This window comes from Paenibacillus spongiae, assembly GCF_024734895.1.
GTDB lineage: Bacteria > Bacillota > Bacilli > Paenibacillales > Paenibacillaceae > Paenibacillus_Z > Paenibacillus_Z spongiae.
The window spans coordinates 2,989,184-3,011,871 of sequence record NZ_CP091430.1 but is presented as its reverse complement, the minus strand read 5'-3'; the positions used below and the strand labels follow the sequence as shown (position 1 = coordinate 3,011,871).

At 45.9% G+C, this 22,688-nt stretch carries 20 protein-coding genes; 6 read left to right on the top strand and 14 right to left on the bottom strand.

Annotated elements, in window-relative coordinates; genetic code table 11:
• The first annotated feature begins 134 nt into the window (after positions 1-134).
• Complete coding sequence (locus L1F29_RS13935) at positions 135-683, top strand: pyridoxamine 5'-phosphate oxidase family protein (protein WP_258388901.1); 549 nt, start codon at positions 135-137, stop codon at positions 681-683.
• 299 nt (positions 684-982) lie between these two features.
• Here L1F29_RS13935 and L1F29_RS13930 read toward each other — a convergent pair whose 3' ends face one another.
• On the bottom strand, positions 983-2,029 hold the full coding sequence (locus L1F29_RS13930; protein WP_258388900.1) for a LacI family DNA-binding transcriptional regulator: 1,047 nt from the start codon (positions 2,027-2,029) through the stop codon (positions 983-985).
• A 353-nt stretch (positions 2,030-2,382) separates the two neighbouring features.
• Between L1F29_RS13930 and L1F29_RS13925 the strand changes: the two genes are divergently transcribed.
• The 3 genes from L1F29_RS13925 to L1F29_RS13915 all read left to right on the top strand — a co-directional run bounded on the left by L1F29_RS13925 (position 2,383) and on the right by L1F29_RS13915 (position 5,951).
• Positions 2,383-4,002 carry a type 2 periplasmic-binding domain-containing protein gene (locus L1F29_RS13925; protein ID WP_258388899.1) on the top strand — a complete coding sequence of 540 codons (1,620 nt, stop codon included), beginning with the start codon at positions 2,383-2,385 and terminating at the stop codon, positions 4,000-4,002.
• Positions 4,003-4,088: 86 nt separating this feature from the next.
• Entirely contained in the window at positions 4,089-5,060 is a 972-nt protein-coding gene (locus tag L1F29_RS13920) for an ABC transporter permease (protein WP_258388898.1), read from the top strand.
• Between the two features lie 12 nt (positions 5,061-5,072).
• On the top strand, positions 5,073-5,951 hold the full coding sequence (locus L1F29_RS13915; RefSeq protein ID WP_258388897.1) for a carbohydrate ABC transporter permease: 879 nt from the start codon (positions 5,073-5,075) through the stop codon (positions 5,949-5,951).
• 171 nt (positions 5,952-6,122) lie between these two features.
• Here the strand turns inward: L1F29_RS13915 and L1F29_RS13910 are convergent, their stop codons facing one another.
• The 4 genes from L1F29_RS13910 to L1F29_RS13895 all read right to left on the bottom strand — a co-directional run bounded on the left by L1F29_RS13910 (position 6,123) and on the right by L1F29_RS13895 (position 10,676).
• A complete protein-coding gene (locus tag L1F29_RS13910) occupies positions 6,123-6,830 on the bottom strand; it encodes a DNA alkylation repair protein (protein ID WP_258388896.1) in 708 nt (235 codons plus the stop codon).
• A gap of 394 nt (positions 6,831-7,224) precedes the next feature.
• Complete coding sequence (locus L1F29_RS13905; protein WP_258388895.1) at positions 7,225-8,763, bottom strand: extracellular solute-binding protein; 1,539 nt, start codon at positions 8,761-8,763, stop codon at positions 7,225-7,227.
• A 55-nt stretch (positions 8,764-8,818) separates the two neighbouring features.
• Positions 8,819-9,685 carry a carbohydrate ABC transporter permease gene (locus L1F29_RS13900; RefSeq protein ID WP_258388894.1) on the bottom strand — a complete coding sequence of 289 codons (867 nt, stop codon included), beginning with the start codon at positions 9,683-9,685 and terminating at the stop codon, positions 8,819-8,821.
• Positions 9,686-9,701: 16 nt separating this feature from the next.
• Positions 9,702-10,676: an ABC transporter permease gene (locus L1F29_RS13895; RefSeq protein WP_258388893.1), complete on the bottom strand. Its 975-nt coding sequence runs from the start codon at positions 10,674-10,676 to the stop codon at positions 9,702-9,704.
• Positions 10,677-11,062: 386 nt separating this feature from the next.
• On the opposite strand from L1F29_RS13895, the gene L1F29_RS13890 reads away from it, so the two are divergent.
• Together L1F29_RS13890 and L1F29_RS13885 are read left to right on the top strand one after the other, a co-directional pair.
• Complete coding sequence (locus L1F29_RS13890) at positions 11,063-11,974, top strand: TauD/TfdA dioxygenase family protein (protein WP_258389686.1); 912 nt, start codon at positions 11,063-11,065, stop codon at positions 11,972-11,974.
• 69 nt (positions 11,975-12,043) lie between these two features.
• Positions 12,044-12,979 (top strand): TauD/TfdA dioxygenase family protein, encoded by a 936-nt coding sequence (locus tag L1F29_RS13885; RefSeq protein WP_258388892.1) that lies wholly within the window; start codon positions 12,044-12,046, stop codon positions 12,977-12,979.
• Positions 12,980-13,152: 173 nt separating this feature from the next.
• On the opposite strand, the gene L1F29_RS13880 is transcribed toward L1F29_RS13885, so the two are convergent.
• The 9 genes from L1F29_RS13880 to L1F29_RS13840 all read right to left on the bottom strand — a co-directional run bounded on the left by L1F29_RS13880 (position 13,153) and on the right by L1F29_RS13840 (position 22,680).
• Positions 13,153-13,722, bottom strand: coding sequence for an SF0329 family protein (locus L1F29_RS13880; RefSeq protein WP_258388891.1), 570 nt, complete (start codon positions 13,720-13,722; stop codon positions 13,153-13,155).
• Between the two features lie 90 nt (positions 13,723-13,812).
• Positions 13,813-14,139 (bottom strand): PadR family transcriptional regulator, encoded by a 327-nt coding sequence (locus L1F29_RS13875; protein WP_258388890.1) that lies wholly within the window; start codon positions 14,137-14,139, stop codon positions 13,813-13,815.
• A 233-nt stretch (positions 14,140-14,372) separates the two neighbouring features.
• The gene (locus tag L1F29_RS13870) at positions 14,373-15,173 is read right to left on the bottom strand and encodes a phosphotransferase family protein (protein ID WP_258388889.1); all 801 of its coding nucleotides are present in this window, start codon (positions 15,171-15,173) and stop codon (positions 14,373-14,375) included.
• Positions 15,174-15,365: 192 nt separating this feature from the next.
• Complete coding sequence (locus L1F29_RS13865; protein ID WP_258388888.1) at positions 15,366-16,601, bottom strand: copper amine oxidase N-terminal domain-containing protein; 1,236 nt, start codon at positions 16,599-16,601, stop codon at positions 15,366-15,368.
• 90 nt (positions 16,602-16,691) lie between these two features.
• Positions 16,692-18,050: a phosphoglucosamine mutase gene (glmM, locus tag L1F29_RS13860; RefSeq protein ID WP_258388887.1), complete on the bottom strand. Its 1,359-nt coding sequence runs from the start codon at positions 18,048-18,050 to the stop codon at positions 16,692-16,694.
• A 67-nt stretch (positions 18,051-18,117) separates the two neighbouring features.
• A complete protein-coding gene (locus L1F29_RS13855; protein WP_258388886.1) occupies positions 18,118-19,032 on the bottom strand; it encodes a hypothetical protein in 915 nt (304 codons plus the stop codon).
• Positions 19,019-20,371, bottom strand: coding sequence for a nucleotide sugar dehydrogenase (locus L1F29_RS13850; RefSeq protein WP_258388885.1), 1,353 nt, complete (start codon positions 20,369-20,371; stop codon positions 19,019-19,021). Before L1F29_RS13850 ends, L1F29_RS13855 begins: the two co-directional genes overlap by 14 nt.
• 28 nt (positions 20,372-20,399) lie before the next feature.
• Positions 20,400-21,203: a response regulator transcription factor gene (locus L1F29_RS13845; protein ID WP_258388884.1), complete on the bottom strand. Its 804-nt coding sequence runs from the start codon at positions 21,201-21,203 to the stop codon at positions 20,400-20,402.
• 34 nt (positions 21,204-21,237) lie between these two features.
• A complete protein-coding gene (locus tag L1F29_RS13840; RefSeq protein ID WP_258388883.1) occupies positions 21,238-22,680 on the bottom strand; it encodes a glycosyltransferase family 2 protein in 1,443 nt (480 codons plus the stop codon).
• Between the last annotated feature and the right edge of the window lie 8 nt (positions 22,681-22,688).

Here is a 22,688-nt window from a genome sequence, read left to right as displayed (position 1 = left end):
CATTCACTGCTATACTACCGTAATAACGTTGAGATTTGCAATATGGTCGTTACCGCACTCTAGTAGAATATCGGTATTATGACACTTCAAGTGGGATGGATTAATATCTTATTTGTGAAAGGAGAAATTTTAAAATGGATTCAGTTCGTTACAAAATCCGGGAATGCCAGGATCAAGAGAAAATCGAAAGTTTCCTTCACCAAGCGAGAATTGGATATCTTGGGTTGGTTGATGGGAATCTGCCCTATGTTGTACCTCTTAATTATGTATGGACGGAAGGGAAGCTCTATTTTCACGGAGCGGGAGATGGAAGACGTAATCAGGTCATGAGTGAAAATCCAGAAGTATGTTTTACGGTATGTGAGGAATACGGAACCATCACGGATCCGGTACCTGCCAAAACGGATACGGCTTATATGAGCGTAATGATATTTGGACAAGCTGAGCCGATCACAGAATTGGATGAAGCCACCCATGTACTTCAGGAAATGATCAATAAATATGTACCCGGCTATTATAACCGCCCCTTGTCAAAGCAGCATGTTGACAAGTATCGGTCGGCTGTATTTGGCGGTCCGGTTCAAGTGTGCCGGGTAATTCCGTACCATGTGACGGCAAAAGAAAGTCCTATTGAAGCAGAAAAAATGTATAGAACGGGCATGCATGTCGGACGAGAAATTTAACGACTACTCTGCTTACCTAGACATGCGAAAAAGAGCATCCGAAATGTGGCGACCGTGCTCGAAACGTATGATATGGCGGCTATGGGTGGGAAGTATTTGGTGCTTACTTGTATGTAAATTAATAAAAGAAAGTCATCAGCAGGTGCCTGATGACTTTCTTTTATTAAGAACAATTATAAACGAACTCCTATACTGCCTCCCCCAAAGATTATTCATTCTCTCAATAGTATCATCGGGTTACATAAATTCACAAAACGTCACTTCCTGTTACAAATGCGTTAGACAGCGGTTTTGTTTGGTTACAGTTTTGCAGGAGCAGGCCTTGTTGTACTCTCTCCAAACAACACTTTGGTGGGAAGACGGATGATTTCCGGAAGGCGATTCGGTTCGCGCATTCGTGTCAACAATTGTTCCGCAGCACGCAGTCCTAGCCGGAATTCATCATTGATCACCGTAGTCAGTGAAAAATCAAGAAACTCGATTTCTTTGATACTGTCAAAGCCGGATACGGCGATATCACTTGGAATGGACATGCCTGCATTTCTGAAATATCTGATAACGATAATTGCGGTGACGTCATTGGCGCAAACGAATGCAGATGGAAATTGCTTCAGCGCGCCGAGCCGCTCCGCCACATCTTCATAATATTGATAATTCCTTGGATCATTGGATGTGATGCAATAATCCGGATTAATCATCAAACCGGTTTCGTAATGAGCCCTAATAAAACCAAGCCACCGCTCCATATAGCTTCTTATGGATAGATCCCCGATAAAACCGATGTCTCGATGTCCCTCTTGAATCAAGCGACGTGTAATCTGATAGATACTACCTTCACTTTCCATCATGACAATATCAGAATTCAACTCGGAAAATGAAAAATCCGAATGAATGTCAATAAACACTTTAGGAAGTGATACGCTCATCAATTTTTCATTATACGTTTTGTTCACACTGCCCGCTACAATGAAACCGTCGATTCCGCTGGTTAAAATTTGTGGGATAAGCAATGAATCGATATCTTCATTCTTGATGAAGCTCAACTTCATCTCATAGCGGTTGCCGCTGATGAGCTCTTCCACTCCGCTCATCACATTCATCCAGAACGTTTCAATCCCAACATCCCTTTTTGTAATAAAGGCGATGCTCTTCGTTCTGCTGGTATCCGTCTCCGGGAGAACTGCAGGAGGAAGCTTGATGTTCTTATAGCCCATTTTTATAGCCTGATCGATTATTTTTTGCTTGGTCTCATCCGAAATATCAGGATGATTGTTAAGCGCTTTCGAAACCGTATTTCGCGAAATACCCAAATAGTTCGAAATATCGGAAGTGGTTATTTTCTTCACAAGCACATTCATCCTTTACCATAATAGCCATTTCTTATAATACTATGAAAACCGTCAGTTTTGTCAACGGGAAAGGTAAATATGATCCCGGAATAAGTAGAATTTGAAGATATCCGCAGTCCTATCCTCTCCTAAATGGGGGGATAACCCATAAAAAGCACTATTTACATTTTACATTGACATAGTATATAATCGCCTTATTGTAAACGTATTCATTACAAAAGTATCACAAATGTAAGTTTTGCACCTGGTATTTTGCACCAATTGTAAAATATCTTTATGCTCGCACCCATTGAAAGCGCTTCATCCTATTGGAGCAGGTTATTTGTCAATACATAAGGAGGCATAACAAAATGAAGAAACAGGTACTGACTACTTTAACTCTGGCGGCCATGCTGACGGTTGCTGCATGCTCCGGAGGAAATACCGGAAACAATGGCAATGCTGGCGAAAGCGGAACGAACAAAGACCAACCTGCTGCGGCCGATACGTCCCCACTCAAAGTTACAATGACACTGATGGCTGGGCCGAAAACTCCTAAGGCATGGGTTGAAAGCGCTTTAGAAGAGGATTTGTCATCCAAACTAAACAGAAATGTAGATATTGATAGCCTTATGCTTCCAGGCTGGGATCAGGCAAAGACAAAAATCAATCTGATTATGAGCGATAAGAAAACAATGCCGAATATCCTATGGTATTGGGATATGAACAAAGAATACAAGACTTGGTCTGAATCCGGGATTATTGCGGATCTGGTTCCTCTTCTGCAAAAGAACGGTAAAAACATTCTCGACTACTATTCGAAAGAGAACTTATTCTATTCGTGGGATAAGAGCGGTAAAATGTACCGCGTTCCGGCCGATATCGCTGAAGCAGGAACAATGACGACCATTCTCCGCAAGGATTGGATTGATAAGCTTAATTTGCAAACGCCTACTACCCTGCAGGAGTATACCGATGTTCTTCGCGCGTTCACTAAGAATGATCCGGACGACAACGGCGAAGACGATACGTATGGATTGTCCGGCCCAGCCGAATTACGCAGCTTTGGCCCTATCCTGTACGCTTATAAAACGAATCCGGACAGCTTCATGATAACGGAAGACGGAACAGTCAAATATGGCTCCGTACTGCCGCAAACGAAGGAAGCTCTTAAAGTTCTGCAGGATATGTTCAAAGAAGGCCTGATCGATCCTCGCATGATATTGGTTGGTCAAACGGACGGAAGCAAATTCGAGGAAATTTTGCAGCAAGGGAAAGTCGGTTCCATTTATCGGTGGGTTGACTACTTCAATCCAGGCAATAACATCGTCCGCGGGTTGCAAGCAAACACACCTGGCGCAGAACTGATGTACATCGAACCGATTAAAGGACCGGATGGCTTCTCATCCGATAGTCCTTCTGATGTCGGCGGATGGTCTTACCTTTCCATCACCAACAAAGAGAAAGACTCTGCGGGCGTTATGTCCGTGCTAAACCAAATGGCGGATCCTGAAACATACAAACTGGTGAACTTCGGCAAAGAAGGCGAGCATTATAAAATTGAGAACGGTGAGTTCAAGTCGCTCGTGACGCCTGATGAATCGGATAAACTCGGCCTCGGTAACTTCGGCTGGTACATTTCCCGCAAAGACGAAGCGAACATCAAGAACACCCCTGAAGTTAACGAGTTGTTCAAAAAGCGCGCAATAACTTCACAACCGCTAAGAGATCTGACTGTAGAGTTTAAATCGCTTGATAGACCAGCTTTTATCGAATATAACGCCGATCTTACCAAATTGAGAGACCAAACGTTCTACGGCATCATCTCCGGCAAACTGAGCATCGACGAATTCGACAAATTTGTCGAGCAGTACTACAAACTCGGCGGCAAACAAGTTGAAGAAGAAGCCAACAAGCTGTACAAAGAGCAGAAAGAAGAGTTCGCCGCATACGAAGAGTGGTATACAAAAGAAATCGAGCCTTTCAAATAAATGGTGGAGAGCTGGTTCCCATCTCAGATGGGAACCAGCTCTTTTGGAAGAACACTATATATCTTGCGAACGAGAGGAGAGCGGTTATGAAACAACAAGGATTGAATTTGGACACGGGATCCCACGCTTCTGCACCTAAAGCATTAGTCCATCGGCAACGTTTCATAAAAGATTTGATCCGCGATAAATATTTATACTTATTGCTGCTTCCTGGGATCGTTTTTCTCCTAATCTTTAAATATTATCCGATGTATGGTTTGATTATCGCCTTTAAGGAATTCAACATTTTCACCGGAATTTCCGCCAGTCCCTGGGTAGGCTTGCAACAATTCGAACGCTTATTCCGCACTCCCGATTTCGGGCAAATTTTCGCGAATACATTCATTATCAGCGCGATGAAGCTGCTGCTAGGTTTTCCGGCGGCCATTATTCTGTCATTGCTGCTTAATGAATTGAAAAATAGGATGTTCAAAAAGTTTACGCAAACGGTTATCTATTTGCCTCACTTTATTTCATGGGTTATTTTTGCAGGCATTATTACGATCTTCTTGAATCCGGTTGACGGGATCGTCAATTATGTCCTGGGTATGTTCGGCGCCAAACCGGTCAGTTTCCTGACCGAATCCAGTTATTTCCGCTGGATCCTTGTCTTTTCTGATATTTACAAAGAAATCGGATGGGGCACGATCATATACTTGGCCGCAATGGCAGGCGTTGATCCGAATCTATATGAGGCTGCCAGAATGGACGGCGCCAACCGCTTGAAACAAATGTGGCATGTCACGCTCCCTTCCATTCGTCCGGTCATCATTATTTTATTCATCCTGAGCTTAGGCAACATTCTAGAGGCTGGATTCATGCAGATCTTCCTGCTCTATAATCCGCTTGTTTACGACGTAGCCGATGTCATTGACACCTACGTATATAGGAAAGGTATTCTAGAGTCCAATTACAGTTTGGGTGCTGCGGCGGGTATATTCAAATCCGTTATCGCCCTTGTCCTAATCGTTCTTGCAAACCAGTTCGTCAAAAAAACCGGCAATGAAGGCCTGTGGTAAGGAGGAGCTGTTATGATCAAAACCTCGCTCGGCGAAAAAGTGTTTCATTCTCTAAATGTCACGTTCATGATCCTCCTAACCATTGCCATGCTCTACCCGTTCTGGTACCTGACCATGTACTCTCTCAGTGACGCGACACTGGCTGCAAGCGGCGGCATGTTTTTCGTACCGCGAGGATTTTCCCTGGCTGCGTATAAAGTAGTCATCGGCAACGTTTCTTTCTTAAGTGGCTTTAGAGTTTCCATGATCGTCACGGTAATCGGAACGATACTTTCCGTCTTTTTTACAGCCACAACTGCTTACGCCATCTCTAAGAAAAGGCTGAGAGGCAAAACGTTCTTCTCCTTTATCATTCTGTTTACGATGCTTTTTAACGGCGGCATGGTGCCAAGCTATCTACTTATCAAGGATCTAGGCATGCTTGACACCTATGCGTCCTTAATTCTCCCGAGTCTCATTGGCGCCTGGAATATTCTCGTTATGAAGAGCTTTTTTCTGGGCATTCCGGATGAACTGGAAGAAGCAGCTAAGATTGACGGCGCAAACGATCTGACGATTTTCTTCCGGATTATTTTGCCATTGTCGAAAGCGGTGCTCGCTACGATAGGCTTGTTCACGGCTGTTTACTACTGGAATGATTTTTTCTCCACGATCCTGTATATCACCGACAAGAACAAATGGGCCCTGCAAGCTGTTCTAAAAGATATTGTAAGCAACGCATCCACTGCTCTTCAAAGCCAGGGCATATCGATTGGCTACCAACGGAACGTTTCCGAGAATACGGTAAAGATGGCATCGATCGTCGTTGCGACACTTCCAATTTTGATCGTTTATCCTTTTATCCAAAAATATTTTGCGAAAGGCGCAATGATCGGTTCGGTAAAAGGTTAATCAACATCGGATCCTACTTTTATCGGGATATAAGATAATACTCACATGACAAAAAGGCTGCCTGGCAGCCTTTTTTGTCATTGCATTCGAATGCTTAGGTGATCATCCCTTTGCTTGCTCTTCACTGATTCAACATCTATATAGGGCTAAATCGCGAGGCGAGGCTGTTGTTTAACACCTTACATATTTGCGTTTGAAACCAATTTGCCCCTTATCTACTGCCTTTTGAATATTTTCGGAAGCGCTCAGGAACTTGCTTTTTTTCTTGTCCCGATTGACTTCTACTGGGCCTACTGCCTTTGCGGTCTCGATCGCCTTCTCATGGAGCGGCAAATAGGATACCGCTGCTGTGTAAATAAAATTATTCATGGCGTATTTCGTTCGTTCAGGCGAATCGTGAATCGTATTGACGACAAGTTCAAGCATATTGGCAAGCTTGGTTTGCGAAAATTCAGTGTCCGGTCGATTACCCAAAAGCCAGCAGTAACAACTCCAGCCCGCAGACATTCGCAGCTCTTCGCCGCTTGCGATCCATTTATCGGCAACTTCTTGCGCAATATCTGTTTCTGCCAAGGTTACGGCAACCACATAATCGGACAGCATATAAAAGTAAGCCGTATCCATCCAACGATCAAAATCCGCTTCCGTCATTGCTTTTGGGTCTGCTATGACGCCGGCAAAGTACATGGCGTCGTAGTTCCCTGTGTTGTAAAGCTGCTCAGCCAAAGGTTGATTTTTTTTAATTTTCTTGGCGATGGGCTTCATATGGCCTGTAGCCACGCCAAAAAGCGGTTCGTGCGCGCCATTGGATCCGTACATTTTCTTGGTTCGTTCTTTGCCTAGAGCTTCAAGCTCCTGCATAACCATTTCGACATTCATTATGTAACACTTCCTTCTTTGGGAGGTTTTGTACTAAAAGTCCAGGCCTTCAAACACGAGCCCAATATTCCCGCAGCTCTTGGTTTCTATTAATGCGTATAGCAATTTTACTTCCTGCGGTTAGATCGGGGATGGATGCGATGTAAGCATATCGACAACTGCACTAGCTCTTCTTGTATATCATAATTTAATGAGCTATAAAAAATATAGCATTGTCCCGATTTTACTGCAAATAAGGGCAGCCCGCTCAGGATCTGCTGCTGCTCCTCCTTCATCGCTATCGTCGCAAGGCAAAGAGACATTCCCATTCCAGCTCACGGAAAGGAAATGTCTCTTCTGGATAAGACGGCTGCCTATTGATTCGCAACTCAAGCCCTTGCGACCTCCTCTTTCATTATTTCTTGCTGTTCTTGTAAGCTTCATTAACGGCCTTCAGTATTTTGTCTCCGCCTTGCTGCCTCCACTTCCCGCTCAGTTCAGCGATCCCTTTATCGATATCCAGCTTGCCGTTGACAAGATTCAGAAAGTACTGATTATAAATGTCGTTGACGGTCGATCCGAGTTCGATTTCTTCCGCCGTTCTTCTTTCCACTAGATTGGGCACAAAATACTGCGAGGCTTCTTCAACCGATTGCACCGCACGTTCTCTTTGCGGTTCGGTTTGCGGCAGATAGTCATCGTCGATCGGCCAGGTTACGTTACCCCACGCCAGCGGATGGGCCCAGCCGTTCTCGGCAAATCCGTCTTTGGCACGTTCGTCTTCCTTGTAATGGATGGTATCGCCGTCTTTCGTATAGTGAAGCCCTTCAATCCCAAGCTCAAGCAGGTCCTTGCCTTCGCGCGAAAGTAGGAATTCGATGAACTCGGCTGCCTTCTGCGGATTTTTGGCTGCCGTTGTGACGGACGTCAAAATTCCGCCCTTCGGTTTTTGCGGCATGCCGCGTTTGCCGTCCGGTCCAGCAGGAGGCGCGATCCAAGCCAGCTTGGCAGCCGGGTCTACCTTCTGAACGCCGGTTTCGATCCGGTTCAAGTGTCTGAATAAAGGGCCGTCCATAAATGCGGCTTTGCCTTGAAAGAACTTTTGCTCTTTAGTCGGGCGGTCAATGGCCATAAATTCCGGATCGATCAGTTTTTCATCCCACAGCTTCCGCAAATATTCAATGCCCTGTTTGAATGCAGGGTGTTCGAAAATAGGAATGACATTATCATTGCCGTCAAGGGCATAGTCGCCGTATGGCAGGCCATATGCGAAGAACACGAAGTTAAATGCGCCAAATTGATCGCCGGCATTCGGTTTATTCGTCGTGAAGCCATACGTATCTTTGTTGGCTACGGCTTTAAGCGCATGGTAGAAATCGTCCAATGTTTCTGGCGGGCTAATCCCCAGCTTCTCAAGCCAGTCTCCGCGATATTGCACCGCATAGTTCGATTTGTTTATCCCGCTTACAAAGGGATAGCCGTTATATTTGCCGTCAACTGCCGTCCACTGCAAACCAAGCTCTTCGATATCCTTCTTGAATGTAGGCATATCGTCGAGGTAATCGTTCAGAGGGATAATAATCCCTTCATCAATCCATTGAGATACGGCGTTCTTTGGGAAATAGGTCGATACGACATCCGGAAGATCCCCTGAGGCGAAAGCAGCGTTAATTTTATCTATGGAGCCTTCGGGAACGATTTTCACGGTCAATTTGATGTTAAGCCGCTTGTTAATTTCTGCGATGATCCGGTCATTCGGCTGCAGCGGTTTCGCGGCCTGATCGCCGGTGGTCAAATAGGTCAATTCATAGGGCTCTTCTTTATTTGCGGCTTGCTTTTCCCCATTCTGTGCCGCCTGATTCTCCTTGTCTTTGTCGCTTCCGCAAGCGGCCAGCAACAGCGTTAGGATCGAAATGAATACCACCGTGGAAATAATCTGTTTTCTTTTTCTCATCTGACATACTCCTCCATGTTACGATATCGTCTAAAATGATTTATCCCCTCGAGCCTCATTCCTTCACAGCGCCCAGCATCGCCCCCTTAGCGAAATGTTTTTGGAAGAACGGATAGATGAGCAGGATCGGAATTGTCGCGACCATCAGCGCAGCCATCTTGATCGCAGGCCCTAACAGGTATGGGCTGTCTCCGCCGCCCGAGTAAGTAGATTCATTCTCGAACAGCATGCCTCGCAAAAACAGCTGAAGCGGGTAACGGCTTTTATCCGAAATATAAAAGATGGCGTTAAAAAACTCATTCCAATGGGCAACCGCGTAAAACAACGTAATCGTCGCTATGCCAGGAAGAGACAACGGAATTACGATCCGGAACAAGACGCCCATCTCGCTGCAGCCGTCTATTTTGGCGGACTGCTCCAGCTCACTCGGAATCGATTGAAAGAAGCTTCGCAATACGATCAGATTGTACGTGTTGATCGCACTGGGAATCATGAGCGCCCACAGCGAGTTCATCATGCCCAAATCTTTAATGATGATGTAAGTAGGAATCACGCCTCCGCTGAACAGCATCGTAAATACGATAAAGAACATCATGATCCTGCGGCCTTTTAATTCCTCCACGGAGAGCGCATAGGCCGCCATAATCGTCAGCAGCATATTGATCAATGTGCCTGCGACTGTAATGATCAGAGTGACGCCGTACGAATTCCACAGCTCCTTCATGGACAATAAATAAGTGTAAGCTTCGAACGTCACGCTTTTGGGATAAAGATGTAAACTCGAACTTAGATATTCCCCCATCGGGATAATGGAAACAATAAACGAATCCCAAAATGGATACAACGTAATAAAAGCCAGAAAAGCGAGAAACGAATAGTTGATCACATCGAATGTAAGTCCTTGCCGTCTTAGTAGTCTCACCACGCTATTCTCCTCTCTAATAAACGCCCTGTTCACCCATCATTCTCGTAATTCGATTGGCGATCACGAGCAATATAAAATTGATCAATGATTTAAACAGCCCGATCGCGGCAGCAAGACTAAAACGGCCTTCCGCCAAACCGATTCGGTACACATACGTGTCGATGATGTCGGCTACCGAATAAACGCCCGGATGGTACAAGACGAATATTTGTTCAAACCCGGCTTCCATAATGTTTCCGAGCCTTAGAATCAGCAGGATGGCGATCGTATTGCGGATGCACGGGAGCGTGATCGACACTATTTTTTGCCAGCGGTTAGCCCCGTCCAGCGTAGCGGCTTCGTACAATTGCGGATTCACGCCGGCCAATGCAGCCATGAAGATGATGGAATTCCACCCGAACTCCTTCCATACCATCGAAAACACCATCGTGGAGCGAAAGTACTTCTCATCGGTCATGAATCCAATGGGGTTGCCGCCAAGCGATTTGATCAAGTTGTTGATCACGCCGTCATCTAGCGACAGAACATTGTACATGAGCCCACCCAATATGACCCACGAGATGAAATGCGGAAGATAGATAATGGTCTGCACGCTCTTCTTGAATACCGCAAGTCTCACCTCGTTTAAGAGCAGCGCGACAATCAAGGGAAACGGGAAACCAACGAGAAGTCTGGAAAAGCTGATGATGAGCGTGTTTCCGATTACCTCCCAAAATTTATCCAAGGCGAATAAGTACTCGAAGTGCTTGAAACCTGCCCATGGACTGCCTAGTATCCCTTTCATAATATTGAAATCCTTAAATGCGATCGTGGCGCCGTACAGGGGCAAATAGTGGAATAAGACATAATAAACAATCGCCGGAAGCAGCATGACATATAAGTAGCGTTGACGCCAAATCGATATCCACGCCGACTTTTTCTCGCTTCTTATTGGTGCTTGAGATTCCGCATGTGGCAAGGCAAGCAGCTGTTCTTTGGTCACCGACATCTTTCGATTTCACTCCTGTCTAAAAAAATTAAATAAAAAAAGGAGACACAGGCAACTTTATCGTTGCATCTGCGTCTCCAGTTATCCGGTAGACAGCCCTATCAGTCAATCCTGAGCTTTAATTCATATTAATCGCATGGGATTAATGATAATGATCATAACAACAAGTGAAACGCCATGTCAATCCTAAAAATAAATATTAGGCACACGAATTTCGGCTCTTGACAAATCACTTTGTTCATCCATATGATTACCTTACCACATTATTCCCAAGTATTCTAATTGGAATAATGAATTTACAAGTGTTGACTAGTTCTCTAGAAACACCAATACCTGTTGAAATTAAAATTCTGGGTATGAAAGGAGCTTGTCAATTGACCAACACAATACCAGCAACAGACAGACCGCTTCAAACGCCTGAACGAGGCATCCATCGCACCTATCAATTGCGTCGTCTGCCGGACAATCAAGAAGAACAGCCTTACATGCTGTTTAATGTTAAACCGCTCGGTCCAATCATCGGGGCAGAAATTGCAGGCGTCGACTTGAGTCAGCCTGTCTCACCAGAGCTTCATAACGAACTGAACAGGGCTCTTCTGGAATGGAAAGTGATTTTTTTCCGCGATCAAGCGATCACCAGTCAGCAGCAGCAGGACTTCGCCCGGCTTTGGGGAGAGCTTGAGACTCACCCGTTTCTCCCTCCAGGCGATACACAGGATGTCGTCCGGTTCATCTCCGACAAGCAAAGGAGGGGCGGGGCAAACAACTGGCATTCCGACGTGTCTTGGCGGCTCGAGCCTGCGTTCGGAGCCGTACTGCGATTGATCGAAGTTCCACCGCTTGGCGGCGATACGCTCTGGGTCGATGCGGCGGCCGCTTACGACAACTTGCCGGATGAAATCAAGGAGCGTATCGATGGTCTCCAAGCCGTTCATGATTTCACCCATAATTTCGGCCGGCGTCTGTCGCCGGAGCAATTGGCCGTTAAACAGCAGGAATTTCCGGCAGCCATACATCCGGTCGTTCGAACTCATCCCGAGACAGGCCGTAAAACGCTATATGTCAATTCTGATTTCACCTCATACATCATCGGCCTTGAGCCGGAGGAAAGCGAGCAGCTGCTGCAGGTTTTGTTTCAACAGTTTCTCACTCCCGAATATCAGGTGCGCTTCCATTGGGAGCCGAACTCCATCGCCTTCTGGGATAATCGTGCCACTCAGCACTATGCCACATCGGACTATTACCCTCACCGGCGCGTCGCTGAACGAGTCGCCATTCACGGAGACCGGCCGTATTAAGACGGAATCTGCAGGAATATGTTCCACACTATCACACGGGTCGTAGTGATCCTACAAGGAGGAAGCAATATGAGCGAGAAGAACGTGTATAACGATACGGACAAGGGCATTGAAATTCATCCCATAGCCGGCAGAATCGGTGCGGAAATAAGCGGGGTACGCCTTTCGGCGGATCTGGAGGAATCGGAGCTTGCTATCATTCGCGAAGCTATATTGAAATACAAAGTTGTTTTTTTCCGTGCTCAATCCCATCTGGACGACGCTGGACAAGAGGCGTTTGCCAGCCTTCTGGGAGAGCCGGTACCTCATCCGACGGTCTATTCCAAAAAGGGTTCGCAATACTTGCTGGAGCTTGATTCCTCCAGAGGCGGCGGCACAAACTCCTGGCATACCGACGTCACATTCGACGTGGCCTATCCGAAATATTCGATCCTGCGCGGCGTTGTCATTCCGGCGGCAGGCGGAGATACCGTGTGGGCGAACACGGCGGCCGCCTATCAGAATCTCCCTGCGGAATTGCGCAGCCTAGTCGATCGTCTCTGGGCGCTCCATACCAATGATTTTGACTATGCAGCCCGGCATAATCTGGAGGAGACCGACAAGGACCCTGCCCGTTACCAGGATGGCGGCTTTGTATCGTCTGTGATCGAAGCCGAGCATCCGCTCGTCCGGGTACATCCCGAAACTGGCGAGCGTACGTTAGTGCTTGGCCATTTCGTCAAAAAGATTATCGGTCTCTCTTCAGTCGACTCTGCTCAATTGTTCTCGCTCTTGCAAAACCATATCACGCAAATTGAAAATACCGTGCGATGGAGATGGTCCGTCGGCGACGTCGCCATCTGGGATAACCGCGCCACGCAACATTACGGCGTCCTCGATTACGGTGATCAGCATCGCGTCGTGCGCAGGGTTACCATAAACGGCGAAGTGCCGGTAAGCGTGGACGGCCGCCAAAGCGTTCATGTAAGGAAAGTGAAGCCGGATCACGTAACCAACGCTTCCTAATAAGCACGAGACGCGAACGGACAGATCTCATTGCAATCGTGCATCTATAACAAATAGGACAACCAGCATGTTCTGGTTGTCCTATTTATACATAGGCCTCCAAGCTTCTTCGTTCATCGATTCTTGACACCTGCTGAGACGCTAATATATTTCAATGAGTGAGTTATTTATTTTTATAACGTACTAAGCCGTAGTTCATAAAAATACTGCACAATTGGATGCTTTAACTTCATCTTCTCGGTCATGTTTAAAATTCGCTTTTTACCAACCCGCCTGTCCACCAAAGCTAGAATATTCAATAAGATATCCTTGCTCTCTATGCTTTCCTCTATAGAACTGGATAAAAACTTATTAGCTACAACGATGAAATTTGATTTACTTAATGATGACTGTGCTGACAAAAGCTCCTTTGCATATTCTGATATTTTTCTACTTCTTGCCATTACTTTTAGACGATCCTCCGGAACCTTCCCCTTGGTATCTTTTCTGACCGCTTCAATTTCTTCATTGTGAATAGGAATTTGGATAGTTGAATCATTCTTAATTTCCAGCTCCGTCTGATACCATCTGATTAAGGTCGTTGCATCACTCATATTGAGCACATTCTTTTTATCTACCGCAATATAACAAAGTCCTGCTTTATCAGGTAAATAACGGTAGCCGGTTGCACGGTATTCGACCCTTCCATATAACGCTGGACTGAGAAAGCTCTCCAGCTGCTGCTTCAATTTGCTCCAGGACATATATTCCTCCTACGCTCTCTATTCTACAAGTAAACTTGCGTTTCTCACAATCAGGAGACATAGATATACGATGATCGTCTCCCTGCTCTGTCACCACTCCCTGATAAATTGATTTACAACCTCTTGCGTAACCTTCCATTCCTCGCATTTCTCCCTGTAATAGGCGAGACCCAGCGGGGTAATCCGGTAATACGTGCGCCGCTTGCCGAGGCTCTCATCCTGGTAAAAGGATTCAATGTACCCGTTCTTCTCCAGCCGGGAGAAGGCGGAATACAGCGTTGTCTCCTTCATGACGTACTTCTCCCGCGTCAGCTGCCTAATATTTTTGGAAATCTCGTACCCGTAGGACTCCCCGTCCAGCAGCATATAGAGGATCATCGTATCATTGTAGCCACGTATAACATCACTGCTGATCAAGAATGGTACCCCCTCGGCTACTTCATCTGTCGTAGTAGTTGCAGTATAACATAATTACTACGACAGATGTAGTAGTTAACGGGAAAATAGGCAAATAAATTCCGAACCGGGTCAAGGTGCAGATAAGCTTGCTTTTTGTGACCAACAGGCGATTTCACAAAAAAAAGAACATCCGACTAAGGACGCCCTCTTGAACATACTGTTTTACAGTTCGTAGCCTCCCCGAGCTTACATTAGAAGAAAGCGTTGAGACCCTCTACATAATAGTCGTACTCTTCACTGGAAATGACCTTTGCGCCATATCCCTCATGGAAAGCGCTGCGGTCTTTAACGGATTGAAAAATATTAGGCTTCGGCCGAATGGCTAAGGATACATCATAACGAGGGTCTCCGTAGGCTCCGCCGCTCCAGTCAATAACTCCTGATATCCGGCCCTCATGCACTAAGACATTATCAATGGTAAAATCGCCATGAATGAGGGTTTGCCCGATATCTTTGGGCTTCTGAGTATTTATTTTTTCAAGTAATGCCGGATTTCCATCAACCTCATAATGCTCCAAATTATACTCCGCTTGTTTGAGCATATAATCCAGCCAAAGTCCGCTTTGCTTAAGACCTTCCGGACATGGCGTTGAATGGAGTTCCCTTAAACATCTTCCGAAATCGTAAATAATCTTGTACCTCGCCGCCGAATCATTTTCATAGGTCAGGACGCTGCGCAAGGTTTCCCCTCTCAAACATTCCATTAGCAGCCAAGACTGTATATCATCATTATCATCTTCATGCTGCATAAATTGATAGACTTGAGGTACGCGAAGATGGGTTTGGGCCAAACATTCTAAAATGTACGATTCTCTTCTCAACCATTCGCTATATGGTTTCCCCTTCGTTCTTTTTAATACAACAGTTCCTTTCGCAGAATCAATTATTCCGACATCAGAGGTATACCCCTGCCGAGGGAATGCGATTTTATTTATAACACCTAATTTATTTAGCAGCACATGTGGGATTTCATGTTGGGAAATGGGGATCAACTTCTTCTTACCTCCTTTGAAGCTGTGAAGCGAGACTATCGTGCCTCACTCCTCAAGTGCGTTACTCATTTATATAACATTTTTTCAGCACATTGGATAGGTATATGTCATTCGATACGGAATCCGCTGTATAAAAAAAGACTTCTCCATGACTGGAGAAGCCGTATATCCATTCACGTTCATCATACCCGGTCACTTGGCTTTTCCGCCCATTGCGACCCAACTTTTGTAGTCGTGAATAGCCATTCCAGCATAACTGGCATATCGAGAAAGTTTTTGATGGGCGGTTCGCAGCTCTTGTTCCATGAAATCTACACTTTTGGAATAAAACGAAGTTCGATCGCTTTCTGTGTTTTTAGCGGTTTCCACTGCAACGATCACTTGCTTGTTAAGAATGGATGCTTCTCTCAACATGGCAATGGCATTTTCGACGATCCCGTTCTTCCCTAATGCATGATTGCGATAATCCATGATCACCAGGCAGTCGAACTTCTCCAATAACCATGCGCTAAAGCTATAATCGGTATTGGGTACCTTAACGCTATTAAGCCAATAAGGGACATCTAACGTGACCTTCAAGCCGCTTCCTTTGGTTTTATCATCTATAAATCTCAAATTATGTATCCAATTTTCAAGAACCATCTTCTTATTTGTTTTCCATTCGTCTAAGAGATAAGGTTCAATATCAAAATGCAGGCCATCAAAGCGTTCTTTCGATCCAACGGACGCATTGTATTGCAGGGTCCATTCAATAAATTTCTTAATTTGGTCCTGGTTCGTCTTAAAACCCCATTCGGGACGGCCCGCCAGAGCCTCCACTTTGATCTGCTTTTCGTTGGCGCTTCGAACAAAATCTTTATACACCTTAGGCGCAATATCCCTATTAATCTGAAGGTAAATGGCCGTCACATCATGATCGCTCGCAAAGCTTAATATTTTATCTTGATCCTTTTCGATGATGCTGCTATCCCAAATCCACGTACCTTTGGGAATTTTCGATGTTTTCACGACGGCCTGATTGCGTTTCGCATTCCACTCCACTTGAGCTTGAAAGATTTCGCTGATAAAACGAAGCGGAATCATCGTACGGTTATTTTTGATCACCGCCGGCGTATCGAAAGTTACCGCCTTACCATTCACTTGCGCATGGTTTTGACCTATCGTTAAGACGATCGTTTTGTCTTTATACGAGAAAGTCACTTGGTTTGATTTTCCATCCCACTTCATCTTTGCACCCAGTTTTTCGGATACGAATCTAGCCGGTACCATCGTACGGTTGGATTTGCGATCGACATACGGAGGTTCATCCGGGAAAGCCACAAGCTGCCCATCCACGATGACTTGGACTTGGGAAGCAGCAAGAACAGCGGGTACAATGACAGCTGCGCTTAGGGCTATAATCAACATACAGATTAGCCATTTTTTCATATTCTACCACCTCACGGTTAAGTAAAAAGCCACCGTCATTGGCGGTTCCGATTTCTCCGTCAATTCAAGTGGCTGATCACTATAGTTCGATTAAACCAGACTGAATACCAATTCATCCTTAACGACATCGACAATAAGATCTACAAAGCTTGCAAGCTCTTGCTCATTCGGACCCTCTGCCATGACTCGCACAATCGATTCCGTGCCTGAAGGGCGAACCAGCACTCTTCCGCTCCCGCCCATCTTCTTCTCTACGGATCGGATGGCTTCTTCGATTTTTTGATTCCCTTCCAGCTTCGATTTGTCCTCGACTTGAACATTCACCAGCAACTGCGGGTACTTGGTCATGCACCCGGCAAGCCTGCTTAGAGGCTCGGATACGGACTTCATCACATCCATCAACTGGATCGCGCACAGCATGCCGTCACCAGTTGTATTATAGTCCAGCATCACGATATGACCTGACTGTTCCCCGCCCAGGTTATATCCGCCTTGTACCATTTCCTCCAATACATAGCGATCCCCGACTTTGGTTTGTTTGGCCTTCACTCCGTTTTTCTCCAGCGCCTTATAGAAGCCCAGGTTGCTCATCACCGTGGAGACCACCGTATTATTATTCAGTCGACGATTATTCTTCATGAATCCGGCCAGGATAAAGAGGATGTGGTCCCCATCAACGATGGTTCCCTTCTCATCGACGGCAATGAGCCGATCCGCATCCCCGTCAAAGGATAGGCCCAAATGGGCCCGATGTTCCAAAACAGCCTGTTGAACCGCTTCAGGATGCGTAGAGCCGCAGTCTTTGTTAATATTCAACCCGTCCGGTTGATGGGCCAGTACAACCGTGTCCGCACCCAATTCGCGGAAAAGCTGGGGTGCGAGCATCGAAGCCGCCCCATTGGCACAATCCACGACCACTTTGAGCCCTTCGAAGCGATGATGAACCGTGGACTTTAAATAAGCGATATAGGCTTGCCCGCCTTCGGGATCATCCTGTACCGCACCCACATCGGCACCAATCGGGCGAGGAATCCGATCCTCATCCGTATCAAGGAGCGATTCAATCTCCGCTTCCATTTCATCCGACAGCTTAAATCCGTCGCCTCCAAAAAATTTAATCCCGTTATCCTCCACAGGATTATGAGAAGCGGAAATCATCACCCCTGCGTCCGCTCCCCTTAATTTCGTCAAGTACGCCACGCCTGGCGTAGAGATGACTCCTACACGTATAACATCGGCACCGATCGATAATAAACCTGCAACAAGTGCCGCTTCAAGCATTTCACCCGAAATGCGGGTATCCCGTCCGATTACGATTTTAGGGCGGGTCCCTTGATTATTCCGAGTCAACACATATCCACCGAATCGGCCTAATCGAAATACCAATTCAGGGCTTAACTTCCCGTTTGCTACGCCTCGTACCCCATCCGTACCAAAATAGTTTCCCATACGTATCGTACCTTCCTTTCGTGATTGCAGGCTGGATCGATTTCTCTCTCGTTCATTTTCTTCTCTCTTACGATTCCGAGGCTTCTTTCCAGCTTTTGTAGTCATGGATGGAAAAGCCTTGATATCCGGAATACCACCGCATGAAAATATGGGTCAACCGCATTTGCCGATGCAAGCTAGAGGTGCCCTGTCCAAAAAAAGTGGTGTGCTCCCCTTCATTCGTAGGGGCCGTTTCCAGACCTATGATTACAGGCTTCCCTGCTTTAGTTCCTTCTCTAATCATCGGCAGAGCATTGTCAATAATTCCGTTCTTTCCGATGGCGAAATTCCGGTAATCCATGATCACAACGCGGTCGAGCTGCTCGATCATCCAAGCACCTACGCTCCCGCTTTGGCGGGCAGGAATCTTATGAATCCAGAAAGGAAGATCGGCCGATACCCGCAAGGATACGTCCCGCTTCACCTTTTTGACCAAATATTCCACATTCCCCGTCCATTGGCGTACGACATCGTCTTGATCCTGTTCCCATTCCTTCAGCAGATAGGGTTCAATGTCCACGTGTATGCCGTCAAATGCAGCTCGTCCGCCTACAGCACTTTGATAATCTTCAATCCATTCGATAAAGGAAGCAATTTCCTCTCGATAACCGGTTAATCCCCAGGTCGGATCTCCTCCCAACGCCTCGACTTCAATACCTAATCCGTGAGCTTCCTCGACGAAGGCTCGATACGGTTCAAAGTCTTTTGATTTGCGGTCGATGTGCAGGAAGATCACGTTCACTCCTTGCTCTTCGGCAAAAGCGAGTATTTTGCTTTTGTCTTTCATCAAAGTTTTTGTATCCCATACCCAGGTTGCTTTGACAGCCGGATCTTCGTATCCCCATTTCAGCATAAGAACCGTTGCGATCACCATGCAGGACAGCAAGGCGATCATGATGATTTTAAGAAACGGCACCTTTCTTGGAGATTTAAGCACCAACAAGAACTTTCACAACTTTTTGATTGATTCCGGTTCCCAGCTTGTGAATGTTATCCGACTTAATATCTGCAAAAGCATTGCGCGTATCAATGATCGGAACGCCCATCTCCGCTAACTCATGATAGCTGAAGCTTCGGTGATTGGTGATCAACACCATGCAATCATACTCCGAAAATGCTTCTGGATCGTATTTTACCGTATGAACGATATGACCATGCTCGTCTTTGAACGAAGTCGCATACGGATCGTAATATTCGACTTTCGCACCGCTTTTTTTGAATAATTCATAGATTTCCAAGCCGGGAGATTCTCGCAGATCGTCGATATCCGGCTTATAGGACATGCCTAATAGCAATACTTTCGAGTTGCGGATCGATTTTGCATATACATTTAAGACTTGAGCCGTTTTGTTCAACACATATTCCGGCATATTATCGTTAATGGATTGGGCCAATTCGATAAACTTGCTATAGAAACGGAATTCTTTGGCTTTCCAAGACAAATACATCGGATCCAGCGGAATGCAGTGACCGCCGATTCCCGGCCCCGGATAAAAGGGCATGAATCCGAACGGTTTCGTAGAAGCAGCTCGAATGACCTCCCACACGTCGATGGCCATTCGATCGCACATCATGGCCAATTCGTTGACGAAAGCGATATTGACGCTTCGAAACGTATTTTCAAGCAGCTTTGACATCTCCGCTACTTTAGGAGAAGAAACCGGAACGACGGTTTTGACCACGTTATTGTAAAGCGTTACCCCTAGCTCTTTGCATTTCTCGGTAGTCCCGCCAATGACCTTGGGCGTATTGTACGTATTGTAGTTGGGATTACCCGGGTCCACGCGTTCCGGCGAGAAGCATAGGAAGAAATCCCGGCCTGCCGTTAATCCCAGAGCCTCAAGCTCAAATTGAATTAATTCTTCCGTCGTTCCAGGATACGTCGTGCTCTCAAGGACGATCAAGGTTCCTTTCTTGATATATTTCTTGATCTCATCAACAACGCTCACGATAAAGGAAGTGTCCGGATCTTGGTTTTCGCTGAGTGGAGTCGGTACGCAAATGCTGATCGTATCCAATTCCCGAATGGTTTCGTATCGGCTGGTTGGCACAAATTTCCCGTTGCCCACGGAATCGGCCACCACAGAACCTGTTACGTCTTGAATATAGGACTCTCCATCAAGAAGGGACTCTACTTTACGGTTATCCGAATCAATGCCATAAACGGTAAAACCGCCTTTCACCATTTCCATCGCTAACGGCAATCCTACATACCCCAGACCGACGACGCCCACCTTCGCCGTTTTATTCTGCAGATTTTCTTTTAAAATGTTGTAGTGCATGCTAGATCCGCTCCTCGAAATCACAATTTTAATTGTTGGTAGTCAATCTCTTAATTTTCCATTCCAATTCAGAGATCGAAAGCGGCTTGGTCACGTAGTCGGCAGCCCCTGACTCATAAGCGCGACTCATGTTTCCCGAGAGCTGCTTATCCGTCAAAACGATCACCTTGCCTTCATTCGCATCATTACGCCCAATCTGTCGGATGAGTTGGTATCCATCCATGATAGGCAAATTCAATTCGGTAATGACCAGATCCGGCAATATTCGAACGAATATATTGTAAGCCTCTTGTCCATCTTTGGCCTCATACACGCGATACCCCTTTAACTCCAGTCGGATCTTGATGAATTCGCGAACGACATCGTCGGTATCGACAATAAGTACGGACGTCGCAGCATTGGCCTCCGAAAAGAAGTGAATGTCTCCTTCGTTCCCTTTGCTCTGGATCGCCTGTTGAATGAATTTCGCGATCGCAGACTCGGTCGGGTTTCCGCTCTCCGGAAAGCTGGATACAATCAATTGCCCTTGCAGCAGATGCTGATTGTGGAGAAAATCTTTTAATACCAGAGACGCATAATGGGTACTGCCCATGGTCCCGCCGTCCAAAACAGCGCACAGAACCTGATTCGGAACGTCATAGAAAAGTTGGACCGAATGAGAGGCATCGTTTTGGCTCATAAGCATTTTCGCCTGCTCGAGCGTTTTTTGGTTCATATTCGCGCAAGGAGCCACAATGACTCCGCACGAAGCGCTCTTCTTGGTCGCCGAATGTATGAATTGTAAAAGCTGCAGCGTGATTTCCTGAATGCTGTTGCGAATCACAACGGCCATATTCTCCACTCCTTTAGTCTATATATATATGAAATTATTTATTGAAATTGGTCCTAACCATCGTTCCCCACGAATTATTGTTGCGGAAGAAGTCGATGTGTCCCAAGAATCTCCACAGTACGCCAACTTGACGATAACCGAGAAACATGAGGAAAGAGTAGAGCATCATTTTATGGAGATCACTCAGTTTAGGATAACGGCTAAAAGCTTTTTCCTCGATAAATAAAGCGCCAAGACTAAGAATGAAGCAGGAGAAGAAGTTCACCAGCATAAAGACAACGACTGTCTTCCAATCCGCCATATTGAGCAGCCAATAACCGATCATGGCGATTAAACCGCTCAAGCGGAAGTACGGATTTAAGGTCTCAAACAGGATGTTATACGGCAGCGTTAAAAATCCGAACACTTTGTAACGGGGGCGGAATATCATATGGCGTCCTTCTTCGATCATGTTTTTCAAGTTACCGCGGCCCCAACGCATCCGCTGGCTGCTTAGAATCCGGTACGTATCCGGCGCTTGTGTCCAACAAACGGCATCCGGGCAAAAAGCGACATGATAAGGGATTTTGTTCTCCAGGCAATAACGATGCAGCTTGATGACGATATTCATGTCTTCCCCGGGGTATCCGCCACGATAACCGCCTATGGCAATCACTTTATCCTTTTGAAAAACGCCGAAGGCGCCGGATACAATGATCAATCCATTAATGGAGCTCCAGCCGATCCGACCGCCTAAGAAAGCTTTGATATACTCCACGTTCTGGAGAGCAGGCCACATTTTTTTGGGGAATCGGATGTTTTTGACCATTCCGTCTTCTACCGTACAACTGTTAACGATCCGGACATTTCCGCCGACCGCCACGGTATCTTCAGGGTTTTCCATATACACTCTGGCGATTCTTGTCAGAGCATCCTTTTCCAAAAGCGAATCCGCATCAATCGTAGAAATCAAAGGATAGCGGGAAAGGTTAATCCCTGCATTCAAGGAGTCCGCTTTCCCACCATTTTCTTTATCGATGAAATACAAGTTCGGATATTCAGGATTGTGATAATAGCCTCTGACCTTTTCGGTTTTAATATGATTGGCAACAAAAGGCTTGATTTCTTTAAGCTGAAACTCCTCGATCATGATTTTGGCCGTATCGTCTTTTGAGCCGTCATTAACGACGATGACCTCATATTCCGGATAGTTCAAGGCCAATAAGGATCGTACATTTTCTTTAATCATTAATTCTTCGTTATACGCCGGGACTAATAATGACACTGGCGGTACGTGTTCGGAACCGGATAACTTCTGTACGCGATTATATTTGATCCCTCTTTGGAGAGGGTACGTATGACGAATCGATAGACCGAAGATCAGGAAATAAATGAACGTAATAATCAATGAATAATACATGGCGAAGTAGCCGTATCCCAATAAAAATTCTCGTAAGAAGTCCGTTGCTTGCTGCAAATAATAATCCAGCATCCTCATTCTTTGTT